Here is a 15,028-nt window from a genome sequence, read left to right on the forward strand (position 1 = left end):
TTTTTTCATTTCGTGTCTCTATCTTTTCTTTGTTTCCCGCGCGACTCTGATCCTTCCCCCCCCCCCCCCCCCCCCCCCCCCCCCCCCCCCCCCCCCCCCCCCCCCCCCCCCCCCACCACTCTGGAGCACGCGTGCGCGCCAAACCCATCTTCACCTGCCTGTTCGCCCTGCAACTGTGCTTCAGCGCCGCCGGCGCCGCCGCCGACACGCTGAAAATCGGCTCGAAGCGCTTCACCGAGTCCTACATCCTCGGCGAAATCCTGACCCAGCGCGCGGCGTCGCTGACGCCGGCCGAGCACCACCAGGGCCTGGGTAACACCGCCATCGTGCTGGCCGCCCTGCGCTCGGGCAATATCGACCTCTACCCCGAATACCTGGGCACCATCGACAACGAAATCCTCAAGCACGCCCAACCGGCCTCGCTGGAACAGATCCGCCGCGAACTGGCGCCGCTCGGGCTGGGCGTGGCGGTGCCGCTGGGCTTTAACAACACCTACGCGCTGGCGATGCGCGCCGACGCCCCCGCCGGCATTGCCAGCCTGAGCCAGCTGGCCGGCCAGCCCGGCTTGACATTCGGCCTGTCGCAGGAATTCATCGGCCGCGCCGACGGCTGGCCCGGCCTGGCGGCGCGCTACGGCCTGGCGCAGCGGCCCAGCGGCCTCGACCACGGCATCGCCTACGCGGCGCTGGCGCAGCGGCAAGTCGACGTCATCGACATCTATTCAACCGACGCCAAGATCCAGCAGTACGGCCTGCGCGTGCTGGCCGACGACCTGGCGTATTTCCCGCGCTACGACGCGGTGCTGCTGTACCGGCTCGACGTGGCGCGCCGCTTCCCGGCCGCCTGGCGGTCGCTGCAGGGGCTGGAGGGCAGCATCAAGGGCACCGACATGGTGGCCATGAACGCCGCGGTGGAGATCGGCGGCAAGAGTTTCGCCGCGGTGGCCGCGGAATGGCTGGCGTCCGGCCGGGCGGCCGCGCCGCAACGGGGCGGGGCGGGGCGCGGCCTGCTGGAAAAGATATTCGACGACAATTTCTGGACCCTGACGCGCCAGCACGTCACGCTGGTGCTGCTGTCGCTGGCGCTGGCCTGCGCGGTCGGCATACCGCTGGGCGTGCTGGCGGCGTTCGTGCCGCGCCTGCGGCAAAGCGTGCTGGCGCTGGTCGGCGTGCTGCAAACGGTGCCGTCGCTGGCCTTGCTGGCGATGCTGATCCCGCTGTTGGGCATGATCGGCACGGCGCCGGCGCTGGTGGCGCTGTTCGTCTACGCCTTGCTGCCGATCGTGCGCAACACCTGCACCGGCATCCTGCAAGTACCGCGCGGTTTGCGGCTGGCGGCGCTGGCGCTGGGGATGCGCCGCCGCGAACGCCTGCTATATGTGGATTTGCCGCTGGCGCTGCCGGTGATACTGGCCGGCGTCAAGACGGCGGCGGTGATGAGCGTGGGCACCGCCACCATCGCCGCCTTCATCGGCGCCGGCGGCTACGGCGAGCGCATCACCATCGGCCTGGCGCTGAACGACAACGACATGCTGCTGGCCGGGGCGATTCCGGCCGCGCTGCTGGCCCTGCTCGCCCAGGGCCTGTTCGAGCTGGTCGAACGCTACGCCGGGGCCGGCGCGCGCGCGCGCCGCTAAATTACAGCGACAGCAGTTTGGAACGTACCGCCACGACTTCGCGGTGCAGGATCCGCTCCGCATGGAAATCGTTTTCGCGTTGCGCGGCGATGGCTTGCAAGTCGCGCGTGTAACGCGTCAGCCGCGCGCGCAGATAGGCGCGGTAGACGAGCGTGGCGATTGGATGGGGCAATATTTTCATGGTGCGTACTCCGTGGTCGTTGGCGGCAGCCCCATTTTGTGGGAGCGCGGCGGCGCTATCCTTGCGCCGAATCAAGCGGCCGGCGCCTTCGCGGCGGTGCGCGCGCCAGCGCGGAGTTTGAGTTCCCGCAAGGCGGCGGCCGCCCGAAGCCGCAAAATGGACCTTCGCCCGGGGCTTGCCCGCCTTTTGTCAGCGTTATCCGAGGAGATCGGCATGCTTGTAACTGCAACAATTTTAGTTTGCGCCGCCTGCGTCAAGGCATATCAAATATGGATGAGGTCGAAGCGGGGCGGTGAGTCCGATAGCGCGCTCCAGCCCAGCGTCGGCATGCACGGCGGGCTGGTGGAGCCGAGAAGATAGACTTGACAGCCATCGTCGCCGGCGCCGGCTGGCGTGGGCGTCGCGCAACACGAAGTGTAACGCCGCCGGTAAGCACGGTAAGCAAATGTAAAGACGAGCGAAGACGCTTTCGACGCGGGTTATATTGAAGCCGTTGAATCAACCCTCCCCTCCCACTTAACAATGGGTTTCCCCCACGGCGCTTTATGCACGTGGGATTTTTTTTGCCCGACGCTTTGTCAGGCGGCGTCGGACAAGGCGGCCAGGGCCGCGCCGCTGAGGCGGCAGATGCGCAGGTCCGGCAACACGTCGGCGCCGACGCCCTGGTAAAAACGGATGGCGTTGTCGTTCCAGCTCATGACGCCCCACTCGAAACGGCTGCAACCGCGCCGTAGCGCCAGCTGCGCCAGCGTCGCCAGCATCTGCTTGCCATAGCCGAGGCCGCGCGCGGCGGGCCGGACGTACAAGTCTTCCAGATACAGGCTCTTGCGGCACTGGAAACTGGAGAAGGTGTGGAAAAACAGCGCGATCATCACCGGCGCGCCGTCCACGCAACCGACCAGTGCCTCGCAGCCGGGGCTGGCGCCAAACAGGGCCTGGCCCAGCATGGCGGCGTCGGCGACGAGCAGGTGTTCCACGCCGCCGAACTGGGCCGATTCAAAAATCATGGCGTAAATGGCGTCGACGTCGGCCGGCTCGGCCGGGCGGATAATAAAGCTTGCTTGCATAAAGTCTCCTATGGGGTGGTCAACGAGGCGCTGGCGGCCGGCGCTGGTGTCGGCGTCGGTGTCGGTGTCGGCGCGCGCAGCGCCCAGGCCACGCTGGACAGGCACAGCAGCATGCCGGCCCATTCTCCCGGCCCGGGGCGGTACTGTTCCAGCTGGATCGACAGCAGCACCGAAATGACCGGCGTGACGACGCCGACATACACGGCTTTTTGCGAGCCGATGCGGTCGATCAGCGTGAAGTAGGCGCCGAAGGCGACGACCGAGCCGAACAGCGCCAGGTACAGCAGGCCGATCCAATAGCGCGGCGTCGCCGGCAGTCGCAGCGACTGGCCGCTGGCCAGCACCCACAGCGCGACCAGGGCGCTGCCCCACAGCATCGCCCAGGCCATCGTCAGCAGCACGTTGGACGACTGTTCGCGCACCTTGATGACGATGACGTTGCCGACCGAGCTGGAGATGGTGGCCGCCAGCGCCAGCGCGAAGCCGAGCATGAAGCGGCCGCTGCCGCCGTTCAGCGTTGCCTGCCACGAGGCGCGGATCGACGGATAGAACAGCAGGGTGACGCCGCACATGGCCACCGCCGCCGCGCACCAGGTGCGCCAGGTCAGCGGCGTGCCGAAGGCGAGGCGGTTGCACAGCGGATTCCAGAACACCATCAAGGCAAACAGCACGCTGACCAGCGCCGACACCAGGTACTGCTCCGAGCTGTAGGTGCAGACATAGCTGAAGCCGAAGGTGGCGAAGCCCTGCAGCATCAGCCAGCGCTGGGCGCGCCAGGGCAGGCGCAGGCGGTCGCCGCGCAGGCGGCACCAGAGGAACAGCACGGCCGCGGCCAGCCCGAAGCGGACCATCACCGAGACGGCCGGCGCGACCTCGCCCAGTTGCAGCGTGATGGCCCAGAAGGTGGAACCCCAGATCAGGGAGGCGATAAGAAAGAGGAGGGGAGAAGACATCCGGGCAGTATATGGTTTTTTACAACATCTTGCCCGGCGTCTATGTTTACCACGATGGCGGCCGCTTGTGGCGCATTTGGTCCTAAGCGGTTGAGCCAGCGCAGGGGCGGGCGGCTTGCTTACTTTTATAGCAATGCCTGAATTATTATGGGAATTGCAAGTAAATCCGCGCTGCAATCCGCCCCGCACGCGCCCCGGCGCAATCCATGAAAGGTCATTCTATGAAATTCCCGCTGCAACTCAAAGTGGCCAGCCTGTTCGCTTACATCGTCGCGGCGGCCGCGCTGGTGGTGGCGCTGGCCGACGGCCACGGCCACGCGCTGATCGCCGCCGGACCGTTCGCCTAGGCGCCGCCGGGCCGGCGGCGTCAGTGCGTGACGCGGGTGGTGCGGCCGTTCGACAGCAGACGCACCCGCTCCCCCGCGCGGAACATTTCGTCGGCGTCCTGGGTGATTGCGCGCAGTTCGCCATTGTCCAGCCGCACCGTGATTTCAAAACCCTTGCGTTTCATCATGTTCGCTTCCACGTTCTGGCCCGCCAGGCCGCCGGCGACCGCGCCCAGAATGCCGACCGCCACCGCGCCGTTGCCGCCGCCGATGGCCGAGCCGGCCAAGCCGCCCAGGGCCGCGCCGGCCAGCGTGCCGGTGCCGCTGTTGCCCTTGTCGATCGTCACTTCGCGTATGGATTCGACGCTGCCAATGTGCACCGACTGCTCGTTTTGCGCCTGCCGGGCGTTGTAGACGCTGCCGGAATTGGGCGCGACCACGCAGGCGCTCAGGCCCACGACCAGGGTTGCGGCGAGGGCGGCCGTCATCAGTGCTTTCATGCGTAACTCCATAGGACGAAATTGGTTGGATGGGGCCGGCGCGCGCGTCGAGCCAGCATGCTTAGCATATCGATAATTTGTTTGGGCAACTAGTGTGAAGAAGTAAGAATCTGTTACCGCTCAGCTTGCCGGCGCATGCGGCCGCGGCGGCATGCGCGGATCTTCAATAGGCCAGCCTGAGGCGGCGGTAAAGGAAGCCCAGCACGAACAGCGGGCCGATCAGCAAAAAGCGCAGGTCGTCGAGGAAGGACGGCTTCTTGCCCTCGATCTGGTGGCCGATGAACTGGCCGATCCACGCCAGCACGAAAATCGCCAGCGACAGCGGCAGCACGGCGGCGGGCGGCATCGCCATGAGCAGGCCGAGCATGGCCGCCGCCATCAGCAGCATGCCCGCCGCAAAGGGTTTCGACAGTGTGAAGTAGTACAGCAGCGCGGCCGCGCTGGCCGCCACCGCCGCCAGCGGATGGACCGCCCACAGCAGGCCGAGCAGGGTGAACACGATCACCGGCACGCAGACGAAATGGATCACTTCGTTGGCGGGGTTCAAGTGGCTTTCGCTGTAGCGGGCAAGCAAGGTGTCGATGGTTCTTGGCTCTGGCATGGATAGTCTCCGTTATTGTTGGTTTGGGCCGTGCCGGCAAATTCTACACCGGAACATCGCGGCCCTCGCCGGCGCGCGCCATCCGTTAAAATGACGGCCATGCCGACCCCATCCGCTCCCTCCCTCACCGGCCTGGCGCCGGTGCTCGCGCCCGCCACCCGCATCCTGATATTGGGCAGTTTCCCCGGCGCGGCCTCGCTCGCCGCGCAGCAGTATTACGCCCATCCGCGCAACCAGTTGTGGCCGATTTTGTCGGCGCTGACCGGCGAGGACCTGGCCGGCTTGCCCTACGCCGAGCGCCTGCCGCGCCTGCTGGCGCACGGCTTCGGCCTGTGGGACGTACTGGGCGCCTGCGAGCGCGCGGGCAGCCTCGACTCCGCCATCCGCAAGCCCGCCGCCAACGACTTCGCCCGCCTGCGCGAGCTGTGCCCGCGGCTGGAAACGGTGGGCTTCAATGGACAAACCTCGGGCAAGTTCGCCCCGCAATTCGCCGCGGCGGGCTATCGAACAGTCATTCTGCCCTCTTCCTCGCCAGCACATGCCAGTGTTAGCTTCGAGCAAAAATTGCTGGCATGGCGGCAGCTGGTTGATCAACCATCGCTTTGACGGCTGTTCGCGTTTCTGCTGTAAGGTAGCGGGTCTGCGATTCTTGGCCCGCTCATATGATTGCTTTACTTGATAGTTTGTTGACGCGCTGGTCCGCGTCGGGCCGGATGGCCGCCATCGCTGCTTCGCCGGCGATGAGGGTCATCGACAGCCCGAGCGGATCGATCCGGGTATTGGACACGGGTTCAGGCAAGCCATGCGTGGTTGTCGTTCCAGACGGCCCGAACGTGGTTGAACACTATGAACACTTGTCAGCGTTGCTGGTTCGGGACTATCGGCTGGTGTGCTTCGACATGCCCGGTTTCGGGTTGTCGCTGCCATCCTCATCCTATCGCCATTCTTTGGATCAGGGGGCGAGGGCGGTGCTGGATGTCCTCGATGCGCTCGGCATCCGCCAGGCGACCCTGGCGTTTAGCTGCGCCAACGGTTTCTACGCCTTGCGCGCGGCGCAAATCGCGCCGCGGCGTATCGCCAGCCTGTTCCTTGCGCAGACCCCGTCCTTGTCCGCGATGCACGCCTGGACCATGCGCACGGTGCCGTGGCCGTTGAGGATACCCGTGTTGGGCCAACTGGCCGCATGGGCCTTTCGTCTGAAGACCACGAATGCGTGGTATGCGATGGCATTGCCCCGCGGCACCGACCGGACCTTTTATCGCCGCCACGCCCACCACGCGCTTGCCCGAGGCGCCTGTTTCTGCCTTGCTGGTGTGGTGCAGGATCTGCTCCGTGAGGCGATCTCGGCCGTCAAGGTGGCGCGCACGCCTTGCACCATGGTGTGGGGCGGCTCGGATCGCTCCCATCGCGCCACCAACGCGCAGTCACTGCTCGATTGCGTGCCGCATGCGGAGATTATTCATTTCGAGGATTGCGGACACTTTCCAGACCTGGAACAACCGGAACGGTATGCGAAATTCTTGAATGAACACATGCTCAAGCACGTCAGCGGAGGCGGCCAAGTGGAAGCATCGACGCAGCGATAGCGCTCTTCGGCCGTCTACGCTGGTGGCCGGCGCCGCTGGGCGGCCGAGGCGGTGTTCAAGGCCACGGCGGCGCGGATGAGCGCCTGCAACGCCTTTTCATCAATCGCGTCGTCCTGATGGAAATCGATGGCGCGCCTGGTGTTGCCGTCGAGGCTGGCGTTGAACAGACCCGACGGGTCGTCCAACGCGGCGCCCTTGGCGAAGGTCATCTTCACGGCATGCTTGTACGTCTCGCCGGTGCAGATAATTCCCGCGTGCGACCACACGGGCACCCCCCGCCACTTCAACTCCTCGACCACTTCGGGGTCGGCCTGCTTGACGAGGGCGCGCAGCCGGGCGAGCGTTTCGCCGCGCCAATCACCCAACTCCTTGATTTTCGCGTCTATCAGCTGGGAGGCGGAGTCTCCTGCTATTTCTTGCTCCCCTTCGCCCTTGGTTTTCGTCATGGTGGTCGCCGCTTTCTTCGTGCTTGTTGTCGCGCTCGCCGCACTCCCCGGTTACGCCCAGCCATTGTATGCCTGATCCCGCACATTGGCATACCCCGCGCCTAGACAGCGCCGACGGCACGTTCCGCCTGGCGGCGCCGGCGGAGGGGGTGTACCAGATCGGCGTGGCCGTGGATGGCTGCGCGCCGGCGTCGGCGACGGCCGTCGTCAAGGGCGGCCAGGAAGTCCTACTCAGGCTGCAATTGAATCCGGCCGCAAACTAGTCCTAGGCCTGGTCCCAGTCCGCTAGGCCGAACGCGCGCAGTTGCGGCCAGCGGTCTTGGCCATATAGAGGGCGCAGTCGGCGCGTTCGAGCAGGCTTTCCAGCGTGTCGCCGGCGCGCAATTGCGTGTCGCCCAGCGAGATCGACAGCCGGTGCTGCAGCGCGCCGGGCGCCGCCGCCGGTTCGGCCACCGCCAGGCGCAGGCGCTCGGCGACGAGCGCCGTTTGCGGGCCGGCCGTGTCCGGCAGCAGCACGGCAAATTCCTCGCCGCCGTAGCGCGCCAACAGGTCGCCCGGGCGCAGATTGTCGTTCAGCGCCAGCGCCACCGCGCGCAAGGAGCGGTCGCCCGACAGGTGGCCGTAGGTGTCGTTGACGCGTTTGAAGTGGTCGATGTCGATCATCAACACCGACAAGGGTTTGCCCTCTTGCAGGCTGGACTCGACTTTGCGCCGGAACGCTTGTTCCAGCCAGCGCCTGTTGTGCAGGCCGGTCAGGCCGTCGACGAGCGCCATGCTTTCGAACTCGTTTTGGCGGTGCATGCCGTCCCTGACGGCTTCGTTGCCCTGGCGCACGCGGCTGGACAGCATGACCAGCATATTGCGCGATATCGCGTGGGATGCGTGGATCAGCGACCACATCGTGTCGCGCGGAATCACCAGCAGGCGGCTGGCGGCGCTGGCGACCACCTGCGCCGAGGTCTCCCTGCCTTCGATCATAGACATCTCGCCGACGCATTCGCCGGCGCCCAGCCGCACATACGACGGTTGAGCCGATGTGGTGAGGTGGATAGCCAGCTGCCCCTCCAACAGCACGTAAAGCTGGTCGTTGGGCATCCCCGCCTCCAGCAGGACGGCGCCGGCCGCGACCTCGATCACGCCGCAGCTGTCGAGCAGGTGCGCAATCGCGTCGAAGCGGACGTCGGCAAACAGTTTGGTCTTGGCGAGCTCTTCGCGAAGGCGGCTTAACATTGGCGATCCCGCAACGACGTGGTGAATGAAGCAACATATTATACGGGGGTTTTTCCGGCGCCGACGATTTGCCCCGGCTGCCGGGCCTGCGCGTCAAGCGAGCGGCTTGCAGCGCACGGCAAAGTCGACGTGATAATTGATAAATTCATTGAAGAATTCTCGCGGGGCTCAAATACGGTCGCTTTCCTTGCGCACCACGCGGCCGACGATCAGGCACTCGTTGCCGCGGCACATCTTGCGGTGGTACTTGCGCTGGTCCGGATTGTCCGATGTCAACCACCACTGGCCGATGTCGCGCGCCAGCCGCTTGACCACCGCCTCGCCCTCGTAGTTGACGGCGAACACGACGCCGTCGGCCGGCTGGGTGTCGGCGGTGTTGATGATCACCACGTCGTCCTGGAACAGGGCCGGTTCCATGCTTTCGCCCTTGACCTTGATCGCCACCAGGCGCTCCGGCTGAAAGCCGTTGCGTTCGACCCAGGTGCGCGGCACGCTGATCATGCTGCCGTCGTAGCTCTCCGGCTCGATGCTGAAGCCGGTGATGCCTGCCGACAGGCACAGCCTGACTTTGCGGATCGCGCAAAAGCGCTCGTCGTCAATTTCCGCCACCACGACCGGGCGCAGGCCGGGCAACGGGGCGGCCTCGGCCGGCGCGGCGCCCTGGTCGAAGTACATCGTTTCAATCGCTAGGTCGGCCTCCAGCTTGCGCGCGATTTTTTCGCTGAAGGCGCGGCCGTCGCGGTAGGTCGGCGACAAAATCTGCGACATGCGCGCCTCGCTCCAGCCGCTCGCGTCGGCAATATTCTTGCGCATGTTGCCGTACTGGTCGCGTAGCAGGGCCAGCAGGCGGTCGCGTCTGTATTGATACATATCCATATCGACATTACACCTTAAATTTACCGTTTGATAAATTACCAAATGCTTGACTTTAGCATTATCAATCGCTAAAGTCGAGTCCTGATGTGAATACACCGGAGCAAGGGATGTGCGATGCAAGAGCCATCACCGCCCCAGCGACGCGGCCGAGGGGCGGTCCGCGCAAGCACACAGGCATTATTCTGCGCGCCGGGCGGCGTGCCTTACAGGGAGAAACATCATGGGATTTTCCGAACAATTCATCGCATCGCTAAGCTCGCGGGATCTGCGTGACGACGAGTTCCACCACGATCTGGACGCTATCGGCGCGGCCGCACGGGCCGGCGACCTCGGCGCGTTGCTGTGCCGCGTGAAATACGCCGACGGCAGCGTCAACCGCCTGTCCGAGGGCAACTCGGGCAATCTGGCGCAACTGTTGCGCGTATGGACCGCCAAGGTTGGCGAGACGGGGCGGACGCGGCGCTGGGCCAAGGCCAACACCGCCTGGGACATACAGGCCGCCAACACGCTGTACCGCCGGGTCGCCGAGGCCTCGCTGGCGCACTGGCTCGACGGCAAATGCAAGCGCTGCGGCGGCACCGGCATCGCGCCGCCGTCACGCCGTGTCGCCTGTGCCGCGTGCCAGGGCAGCGGCGACGCGCCGGTCAGCTGCCCGGGCAGTTTTGAGCGGGAAAAAATCAAGGAGATGGTCGGCGAACTGGAGGGCCTGCTGCAGACGCACGGCGCGCGCGCGGCGCGGCTGCTGGGGCGGCGCCGGCGCTAAAAAATGCTGGGGAGACAGAGATTTGAATGAAACCACCCGATACACACTTTCCTCACTCGTAATAGTCGCGTCAGCCGGCGCGGCACCGATAGGGGAAATTAGCGCAGATTGAGGCCGCCACCGGCGCCACCACGTGCGCACAACAACGCCGGTCGCGCGGATCGCCGCGCGGTCTTTTTTTATCTTCAAGCTAATTCACACGCACGCTCAACCCAACCCGCCCCGGCGGGTTTTTTTATGGAGGTAGACATGGCAGAACCCGTATCCACCATCGCCGCGCTCGGCGCCGCGCTCATCGCGCCGGCGCTGGCGTACCTGCCGGGCGCGGTCGGCGCGGCCGTTTCGCTGAAGTTCCTCGGCGACGGTCCGAGCCGTTCACAAAAGCTGATCTCGTTCGCCGCCGGTGTCGCCTGCGCGGTCTACGTCGCGCCGGCGTTGATCGAGTTTTTCAGCATTGGCGGCGCGCAGGTGCAGGCCGGCGTCGAGTTCCTGGTCGGCCTGTTCGCGCTGGCGATCGGCCGTCAGTTGTTTATCGAGATTAACTCGGCCGACCTTATCGGCGCGCTGAAACGGCGCTACTTCGGCGACCGCAAATGACGCCGCAGGCCGCCGCCGCCGCCGCCGCCCGCGCCGCTACGCGTGGCCGGCGCCGGGCCCGTAGTGCAGGCGGGCGCCCCAGCTGCGCTCGTAGAACGGCGCCACGCTGTTGAGGAAATAGTCGCTCAGCTTGTCCTCGCCGGCCACCACCAGCGTCAGGTCGACCGGCTCGCCGGGCGGCGCGGCGGCGGCGGCGACGGCGCCGGCCCGGCGCAGCAGCTGTTCGGTGTCGCCGTCGGCGTCCAGGCCCACCAGCAGGTGCGGCTGGCTGTCGAGCGAGGGCGCCAGCATCAGCGACAGGTAGGCGGCGCGGGCGTTGGCGCAGCCGGCCAGCAGCGTCGTCAGCGCGTCCACCAGCTTGCTGGGGTAGCGCTGCGGCTGGCCCAGGAACACCTGGGTGGCGTCGGCCGCCAGCCGCGCCCCGCTTGGCGCTGGCGCGCCGTCGCGCAGCATGGTGGCGACCTCTTCGGGCAGGAACTCCTTGCCGTACAGCGACTTGGGATTGAGCACCAGCGCCGCGCCCTTGGTGATCTCGAACAGCGAGCGGGCCGACAGTTGCAGGTAGTTGCAATCGGCGTCGACGGCGCGCTGCAGCGCCGCCACCGAGCTGAAGAAGGGGATGATGGTGGAGCCGTCGCTGCGGGTCCAGTTTTGAATCGAGATCGACTCGCCCGGGTCGACGTCGCCGAACGGCCCCGGCTCGCTTTCGCCGACCACGTAGATGTCGGCGTCGAGCAGCGCCCGGTAGAAATGGACGCGTTGCGCCGGGTCGTCCGCCGCCAGGCGCAACGACTGTTCCAGATGGCTCTCTGCACCTTGCATGCGACCTCCGTGAATGCGATGAAGAACGGAAGAAGCGCAGCCGCCGGCGCTTCCCATGTGAGTGGAAAGTCTAGCGCCGATGGCCGGCGCTTCGCTTGTCGACGATCAGAGGATGCCGCGAAGGGCGGGCGCGCCGCCGGATGGCGCACGCCAGGGCCGACGAGGCGGGCCCCGGGTGGGGGCGACGCCGCTTACCGCGGCTGGTACGGCTGCGCTTCCAGCGCCAGGCCGGCGCCGTCGAAGCGCAGCGCCACCGCGACGTCGCGCACGCCGAGGGTGGCGAGGGCGTCGGCGATGTCGTCGACCTCCACCGCCAGGTCGGCGGCCAGGTCGAGCGGCTTTTCCGAGGACGCCAGCAGGGCGCCGCCGGCCGCGTACAGGTTGACCCGCAGCACCATGTCGCCGCGCACGTCGGCCGGCCCGACCACGGCGCCGGCCTGCCCGGCGGCGACGCCGTGTTGCCGCAGCGCGGCGTTGATCTCGGCCATCATTTGCAGCATGAAGTATTCGGCCATGCCTTGTTCCTTACCGCCGTGGAACAGGTCCTGGTACAGGAAATGGATCTCCGGCGCCGCGCCGGGGGCCGCCAGGCAGCGTTGCAGCAACGGCGCCACCCGCACCGTCCAGGCCTGGTAGCGCGCCATGCGCGCGGCGAAATATGCGTCGGCCGCGGCTTCCTCCTCGGGCGCCTGGTAAAACGGATCGTCGGCGCGCTTGAGCGCGAAGCCGAGCAGGAAGCGCAATTCGACGGCGGCGTCGCCGGCGCCGAAGCCGCTGTCGCTCCAGCCGGCGATGCTGCGCTCGAGCGCCGGCGTCGCCGTCACCTTCTTGTCCGTCATCGAGGCCCAGGCGTCGCGCACCATCTCGTTGAGGTGGCTGTAGGTGATGCGGTCGATTTCGTCGAGGTCGTAGGCGTGGTTCATCAGCACCACCTTGGCCTTGGGGCTTTCCAGGCCCGCCTGCTGGAAGCTCTGCACCAGTTGCTCGAACGCGTCCTGGTCCTGGAAACCCTGCTCCTGCCGCAAGCCGCCGGTGCTGTGCACGAACAGCGGCACCACGAAGGCGTTGATCTCCATCGTCGGCGCGCCCTCGCGGCGGATCAGCACGGTGGAGGCGGCCTCCTCGATGTGGCCGCGCAGGTACTGGTAGGCGCCGACGTCCTCGTACTTGGCGCGCTCGATGGCCTCGTACAGCACCTCGTCCTTCTTCTGGTTGAGGTTTTTGCGGATCATGCGCTGGAACTCGACTTCCTTCTGGCGCAGCACCTCGCTCATGGTGTCGCTGTCTTCCTGCTCGACCAGGTCGAGCGCCAGGTCGCACAGCGATTGCGTCAGCACATCGTCTTTGTCTGCGGCGGTGTCGCTCGATTTGCGGGGCGCGGGGCGCTTGTTTTTTGGCATGGTGGTATCGGTATCGTTCTGTGCGGGGTGGTAGGGGGGCGCGCCGGGCGGCGCCGGCGGCGCGCCGGGTCGGGTCGGTAGCGCAGTGCTGGAATGCCTTAGTGGTCGCTGTCGAACATCTCGTGCAGCTCGTCGAGCAGCTCGTCGGTTTCCTCGTCGCTCAGGCCGAGGTGCCGGCAGGCCAGCGCGCCGCCCTTGTCCCACTCCAGCGAGTTGCTGTTGCCGTGGTAGCGCTGGATGCCCTTTTCGGCCAGCAGCGACAGCGCCACCAGCGAGCGGATGGCGTCGTCGGTGGCCGGGTCTTGCAGCACGCGGTAGTCGTGGTGCAGCAGGATCGCCCACGAGACGTCGCTCGACAGGCCCCAGTTGCGCGCCAGCAGGCAGCCGATCGCCGCGTGGTTGGTGTTGTGGCGCGCGTCCTCGATGACGGTGAAGCAATGCTCGGCGTCGTTGCTGGCCGCCTCGAAGGTGTTGACGTAGTCGGGGAAGCGGTTCATCAGCAGCGGCACGCCGATGTCGCAGAACAGGCCGAAGGTGTGGGCGATGTCGGGCGGGGCGATGCGCAGCTTGCGCGAGGTGAACACCAGGGCGCGCGCGCGCTTGGCCGAGACGTCCCAGAATTCGTTCAGCGACACGCCCTCGGCCTCGACCGCCTGGCGCGCCAGCATGCCGGTGACCAGCGCGCTGCACTGGTTCACGCCGAGGAAGTTGATGCCCTGCTCGACCGACTTGGCCTTGCGCGCGGCGCCGTAGAACGGCGAATTGGCCAGCTTCAGCAGGGCGCCGGAGATGCCGACGTCGTTGGCGATGATCTTGGCGACCCGGCGCGGCGACGGGTCCGGCTCGGCCAGCTCGCGCTGCAAGTCGACGAGCAGGCTGGGTCGTGGCGGGATGCGCAGCGAGCGCATCAGGGCCGCGACCGGATCGTCTTCGTCTGCTTTCGCTGTGGCTGCCACTTTCGTCATCGTTGTCTTCAGGTCAGGCTTGCATGGGTATACGCGCGGCGCCGGCGCGCCACACCCGATTATCGCTGTTTACTGCCGGCAATTGCTTGTATTCCTGGGCGGCGCCTTGAAAAAAGTCGATATTTTTTTAAAGAAATGCACGCGCCGGCGTTTTTCCGCGCCGTCGTGGCGGCATGTCGGCGCGTCCATCATGCCGATTCGATAAGAAGCGCGGCGGCCGCCGCCGGTATACAATCGGGCGCATGACTATCCTGCTTCCCGGCATTGATTTTAGCGCGCCCTCGCTGTATGTGGCCCAGCAATTGATCGGCGCCACGCTGCTGGTCGGCGGCGTCGGCGGGCGCATCGTCGAGACCGAGGCCTACGACCGCGCCGATCCGGCCTCGCACACCTTCGGCGGGCCGACCCGGCGCAACGCGCCGATGTTCGGGCCGCCGGGGCGCAGCTATGTGTACCGCTCCTACGGCTTGCATTGGTGTCTGAACGTCGTCTGCCGCGAAGAGGGCCACGGCGCCGGCGTGTTGATCCGCGCGATCGAGCCGCTGGCCGGGCTGGCGCAGATGCGCAGCCGGCGCGGCCTGGCCGACGCGCGCCTGCTGTGCGCCGGGCCGGGCCGGCTCTGCCAGGCGCTGGCGGTGGACGCCGGGCTCAACGACATGGCGCTGGACGCGGCGCCGTTCCAGCTGAGCGCGCGCGCCGAGACGCCCGATATCGTGGCCGGGCCGCGCATCGGCATTTCCAAGGCGGTCGAGCTGCCGTGGCGTTTCGGCCTGGCCGGCTCGCGCTTCCTGAGTCGGCCGCTGCGCTAAACCGCGACGTTGGCGGGCCGCTAACCCGAGCTACAAAACCGGGTTAACTGCCGCCCTCAACCGTCGCGCCGTTGGCCGCCCCAGCCGGGGGCGTTGCGGCGGTCGGCGTTGGCGCCGCCGCGCAGCGGGCCGCCGTCGGCGCGCCGCTCCAGGTCGCCCTTCAGCGCGGCGCGGGGGGGGGGCGTGGGGGGGGGCCCCTCGGCGACAGGAGGGGGGGGCGAAGCAACCGCCGCCGTCCAAAGCAACCCACAACACACACAAGCAATACC

The 15,028-nt window shown here is 66.8% G+C and carries 20 protein-coding genes; 8 read left to right on the forward strand and 12 right to left on the reverse strand.

Going from position 1 to position 15,028, the window contains the following annotated elements; translation table 11 throughout:
• Positions 1 to 131: 131 nt before the first annotated feature.
• Positions 132 to 1,637, forward strand: coding sequence for a glycine betaine ABC transporter substrate-binding protein (locus ACFDR9_RS23695; RefSeq protein ID WP_327075928.1), 1,506 nt, complete (start codon positions 132 to 134; stop codon positions 1,635 to 1,637).
• A gap of 1 nt (position 1,638) precedes the next feature.
• Here ACFDR9_RS23695 and ACFDR9_RS23700 read toward each other — a convergent pair whose 3' ends face one another.
• From ACFDR9_RS23700 to ACFDR9_RS23710, 3 genes are all read right to left on the reverse strand, one after another.
• Positions 1,639 to 1,818: a hypothetical protein gene (locus tag ACFDR9_RS23700; protein ID WP_327075927.1), complete on the reverse strand. Its 180-nt coding sequence runs from the start codon at positions 1,816 to 1,818 to the stop codon at positions 1,639 to 1,641.
• A gap of 578 nt (positions 1,819 to 2,396) precedes the next feature.
• Positions 2,397 to 2,885, reverse strand: coding sequence for a GNAT family N-acetyltransferase (locus tag ACFDR9_RS23705; protein ID WP_327075926.1), 489 nt, complete (start codon positions 2,883 to 2,885; stop codon positions 2,397 to 2,399).
• Positions 2,886 to 2,893: 8 nt separating this feature from the next.
• Positions 2,894 to 3,838, reverse strand: a complete 945-nt coding sequence (locus ACFDR9_RS23710; RefSeq protein WP_327075925.1) for an EamA family transporter — start codon at positions 3,836 to 3,838, stop codon at positions 2,894 to 2,896.
• 206 nt (positions 3,839 to 4,044) lie between these two features.
• Between ACFDR9_RS23710 and ACFDR9_RS23715 the strand changes: the two genes are divergently transcribed.
• Positions 4,045 to 4,185, forward strand: coding sequence for a hypothetical protein (locus tag ACFDR9_RS23715; RefSeq protein WP_157406675.1), 141 nt, complete (start codon positions 4,045 to 4,047; stop codon positions 4,183 to 4,185).
• 20 nt (positions 4,186 to 4,205) lie between these two features.
• Here the strand turns inward: ACFDR9_RS23715 and ACFDR9_RS23720 are convergent, their stop codons facing one another.
• Positions 4,206 to 4,664, reverse strand: coding sequence for a glycine zipper 2TM domain-containing protein (locus tag ACFDR9_RS23720; protein ID WP_327075924.1), 459 nt, complete (start codon positions 4,662 to 4,664; stop codon positions 4,206 to 4,208).
• A 163-nt stretch (positions 4,665 to 4,827) separates the two neighbouring features.
• Positions 4,828 to 5,265, reverse strand: coding sequence for a DUF962 domain-containing protein (locus ACFDR9_RS23725; RefSeq protein WP_026133053.1), 438 nt, complete (start codon positions 5,263 to 5,265; stop codon positions 4,828 to 4,830).
• Between the two features lie 99 nt (positions 5,266 to 5,364).
• On the opposite strand from ACFDR9_RS23725, the gene ACFDR9_RS23730 reads away from it, so the two are divergent.
• Positions 5,365 to 5,871, forward strand: coding sequence for a DNA-deoxyinosine glycosylase (locus ACFDR9_RS23730; protein WP_327075923.1), 507 nt, complete (start codon positions 5,365 to 5,367; stop codon positions 5,869 to 5,871).
• Between the two features lie 56 nt (positions 5,872 to 5,927).
• On the forward strand, positions 5,928 to 6,851 hold the full coding sequence (locus ACFDR9_RS23735; protein ID WP_327075922.1) for an alpha/beta hydrolase: 924 nt from the start codon (positions 5,928 to 5,930) through the stop codon (positions 6,849 to 6,851).
• 14 nt (positions 6,852 to 6,865) lie between these two features.
• Here ACFDR9_RS23735 and ACFDR9_RS23740 read toward each other — a convergent pair whose 3' ends face one another.
• The gene (locus tag ACFDR9_RS23740) at positions 6,866 to 7,297 is read right to left on the reverse strand and encodes a DUF1801 domain-containing protein (protein ID WP_327075921.1); all 432 of its coding nucleotides are present in this window, start codon (positions 7,295 to 7,297) and stop codon (positions 6,866 to 6,868) included.
• A 68-nt stretch (positions 7,298 to 7,365) separates the two neighbouring features.
• On the opposite strand from ACFDR9_RS23740, the gene ACFDR9_RS23745 reads away from it, so the two are divergent.
• Positions 7,366 to 7,560, forward strand: a complete 195-nt coding sequence (locus ACFDR9_RS23745; RefSeq protein WP_017877484.1) for a hypothetical protein — start codon at positions 7,366 to 7,368, stop codon at positions 7,558 to 7,560.
• 22 nt (positions 7,561 to 7,582) lie between these two features.
• On the opposite strand, the gene ACFDR9_RS23750 is transcribed toward ACFDR9_RS23745, so the two are convergent.
• Together ACFDR9_RS23750 and ACFDR9_RS23755 are read right to left on the reverse strand one after the other, a co-directional pair.
• Positions 7,583 to 8,527 carry a GGDEF domain-containing protein gene (locus tag ACFDR9_RS23750; protein ID WP_327075920.1) on the reverse strand — a complete coding sequence of 315 codons (945 nt, stop codon included), beginning with the start codon at positions 8,525 to 8,527 and terminating at the stop codon, positions 7,583 to 7,585.
• Positions 8,528 to 8,695: 168 nt separating this feature from the next.
• Positions 8,696 to 9,397, reverse strand: a complete 702-nt coding sequence (locus tag ACFDR9_RS23755) for a S24 family peptidase (protein ID WP_157406673.1) — start codon at positions 9,395 to 9,397, stop codon at positions 8,696 to 8,698.
• A 226-nt stretch (positions 9,398 to 9,623) separates the two neighbouring features.
• On the opposite strand from ACFDR9_RS23755, the gene ACFDR9_RS23760 reads away from it, so the two are divergent.
• A complete protein-coding gene (locus tag ACFDR9_RS23760; RefSeq protein ID WP_017877481.1) occupies positions 9,624 to 10,166 on the forward strand; it encodes a hypothetical protein in 543 nt (180 codons plus the stop codon).
• 249 nt (positions 10,167 to 10,415) lie between these two features.
• Positions 10,416 to 10,763 (forward strand): hypothetical protein, encoded by a 348-nt coding sequence (locus tag ACFDR9_RS23765; RefSeq protein ID WP_017877480.1) that lies wholly within the window; start codon positions 10,416 to 10,418, stop codon positions 10,761 to 10,763.
• A 36-nt stretch (positions 10,764 to 10,799) separates the two neighbouring features.
• Here the strand turns inward: ACFDR9_RS23765 and ACFDR9_RS23770 are convergent, their stop codons facing one another.
• The 3 genes from ACFDR9_RS23770 to ACFDR9_RS23780 all read right to left on the reverse strand — a co-directional run bounded on the left by ACFDR9_RS23770 (position 10,800) and on the right by ACFDR9_RS23780 (position 13,950).
• Positions 10,800 to 11,585, reverse strand: coding sequence for an enhanced serine sensitivity protein SseB C-terminal domain-containing protein (locus tag ACFDR9_RS23770; protein ID WP_409032554.1), 786 nt, complete (start codon positions 11,583 to 11,585; stop codon positions 10,800 to 10,802).
• A gap of 191 nt (positions 11,586 to 11,776) precedes the next feature.
• Complete coding sequence (locus ACFDR9_RS23775; protein WP_327075919.1) at positions 11,777 to 12,985, reverse strand: hypothetical protein; 1,209 nt, start codon at positions 12,983 to 12,985, stop codon at positions 11,777 to 11,779.
• Positions 12,986 to 13,083: 98 nt separating this feature from the next.
• Complete coding sequence (locus tag ACFDR9_RS23780; protein ID WP_017877477.1) at positions 13,084 to 13,950, reverse strand: HDOD domain-containing protein; 867 nt, start codon at positions 13,948 to 13,950, stop codon at positions 13,084 to 13,086.
• A 242-nt stretch (positions 13,951 to 14,192) separates the two neighbouring features.
• Between ACFDR9_RS23780 and ACFDR9_RS23785 the strand changes: the two genes are divergently transcribed.
• On the forward strand, positions 14,193 to 14,759 hold the full coding sequence (locus ACFDR9_RS23785; RefSeq protein ID WP_026133050.1) for a DNA-3-methyladenine glycosylase: 567 nt from the start codon (positions 14,193 to 14,195) through the stop codon (positions 14,757 to 14,759).
• Positions 14,760 to 14,815: 56 nt separating this feature from the next.
• Here ACFDR9_RS23785 and ACFDR9_RS23790 read toward each other — a convergent pair.
• The coding region (locus tag ACFDR9_RS23790; RefSeq protein ID WP_409032555.1) for a hypothetical protein at positions 14,816 to 15,028 on the reverse strand (213 nt) is incomplete at its 5' end.

This window comes from Janthinobacterium sp. CG_23.3, assembly GCF_046115965.1.
Lineage (GTDB): Bacteria > Pseudomonadota > Gammaproteobacteria > Burkholderiales > Burkholderiaceae_D > Janthinobacterium.